2 protein-coding genes are annotated in these 2,133 nt (G+C 69.5%); both read left to right on the plus strand.

All coding sequences use genetic code 11. The features are described from left to right. A partial coding sequence (locus ACT6Y9_RS10600) for an FAD-dependent oxidoreductase (protein WP_443744505.1) occupies positions 1-1,405 on the plus strand: 1,405 nt, incomplete at its 5' end. 44 nt (positions 1,406-1,449) lie between these two features. Then, positions 1,450-2,133 (plus strand): HAD family hydrolase (locus ACT6Y9_RS10605; RefSeq protein WP_443744506.1); only part of this gene is annotated, 684 nt, incomplete at its 3' end.

Consider the following 2,133-nt stretch of genomic DNA (forward strand, 5'->3'; position numbering starts at 1 on the left):
GGACGCCGTTTCGAGCGAGGGGGGCGTTCCCCCCGACGAAGTCTGGGACGTCCTCGTCGTGGGTGCGGGCGCGGCGGGGCTCGCCGCCGCCGTGGCGGCGAAGGAGGCCGGCGCGAAGCGCGTCCTCGTGCTTGAAAAGCAGGCCCTCGCGGGCGGGCACATGATCGTCTCCTCGGGAATGCTCAACGCCCTCGACCCCGAGGGACAGGCGCGGGCGGGCCGAAGGGATTCCGCCGAGCAGTTCTTCCGCGACACCTTCGAAGGCGGCGGGATGGCCGCCGACCCGGACCTCGTCTTGCGCATGGTGAACGAAAGCGGCGCCGTCTTCGGGTGGCTGAAGGGCATGGGGCTTGAATTCGACCCCAAGCTCTACGAGGCCTACACGGGCGTCTATCCGCGCGCGCACCGCACGATCTGGGCACGCAGCGGCATGGAGTATGGCTGGAAGCTCATGGCGCGCGCCCGCGCTTTGGGTGCGGTCGTGCGCTACCGTACGCGCGCCGAGCGCCTGCTCTTCAATGCCCGCGGGGAGCTCACGGGCGTGGGCGTGTGGGATGCCGCTCTCGCTCCGCACGTGGTCTTCGCGCGCTCCGTGGTGCTCGCCGCGGGCGGGTTCGGGGCGAACCTCGCGATGCGCGCGCGCTGGGCGCCCGCGATTCCGCGCGAGCTCGACACGACCTACAGCCCGGGCCACCTCAAGGAGGATCCGGCCACGGGCGATGCGGTGCGCATGGCCGAGCAGGCAGGCGCGGCATTGACCGGCATGGAGCACGTCCTCGCGATTCCCTTTTGGGGCGGGCGCGTGCTCGACTACCCCGGCGCGGAGATCTTCCTCACGAACGACGGCCGGCGTTTCACGGACGAAACCGCCGCCTGGGACGAGGTCTTCGCCGACCTCGCGCAGACCGGGAGCGGCGAATTCTGGGTGGTCACCGACAGCAGCAGCCACAAGGGGGCGAACTTTGCGGCGAAGGTGCAGCAGGGGCTCGTCTCGAGCGCCGCGACGTTGGACGAGCTCGCGCACCGCATGAGCGTCCCCAAGTCCGTCCTCGAGGAGTCGGTGCGCCGCTACAACGAAGCCTGGCGGAAGAAGAGCGACCCGGACTTCGGGCGCACGCGCTTCCTGCAGGGCCTCTCCGACCCCCCGTACTATTTCGGCCGCGAGCGCTTTGAAATCCACTACACCTGCGGCGGCGTCGCGATCACGCCTGAAGCCGAGGTGAAGCGCGCCGCCGCTGCGGGCGGTGTGATCCCGGGGCTTTTCGCCGCGGGCGAAACCACGGGCGGCGTGCACGGCAAGTTCCGCCTGGGCGGCAACGGCCTCCTCGACGCCTTCGTCTTCGGACGCATCGCGGGCGCCAATGCCGCGCACTTCGCCGCGGGGCGCCCGGCCGCCGGGGACTAACTTCAACCCAACCCAACACTTCACGCCAAGGACCAAGGACATCCATGTTTCTCGACCGCCGCATCATCATCTTCGACCTCGACGGCACGCTCATCGATTCTTTGGGCGTCTGGAGCCAGGTGGACCAGGAGCTCACGCGCCGCCTCACGGACGGGCGCGTCGAACTCACTGAAGACGAGGCCGGGCACCTGCGCATGAACGCGATGAAGCGGTACGGCGAAGGGTCGGACGCGTACCTCAAGTACATGGCCGACATGAAGGCCGCCTTCGGATTCCCCGGCACGCCCGAGGAGATCCACCACCAGCGCTACGAGCTCGCGCAGGAGTTCCTCCGCACGCGCGTCAGGTACCAGCCCGGCGCCGCCGCCGTGGTGAAGGCCCTGAAGGCCGCGGGAAAGACGCTCGCCGTTGCGACCACCACGCGCCGGCGCAACATCGAGACCTACGTGCGCGACAACCTTCTGATGCGCGCGGAGGCGCCGCTCGACGATTATTTCGACCTCATCGTGACACGCGACGACGTCGCGCACGTGAAGCCCGATCCGGAGTGCTTCATGAAGATCCTTGAACACTTCGGCGCCTCGCCCGCCGAGTGCCTGATGATTGAGGACGCGCTCCCCGGGATCGAGGGGGCGCGCCGCGTCGGGATCGACTCGGTCGTGGTCACCGAGCGGCACTCCGAGACCGCGCGCGAAGCGCTCGACCGCGCCGCCGTCAGGCGCTTCGCG

It is taken from the genome of Sutterella sp., from assembly GCF_052272535.1.
Classification (GTDB): domain Bacteria; phylum Pseudomonadota; class Gammaproteobacteria; order Burkholderiales; family Burkholderiaceae_F; genus Sutterella.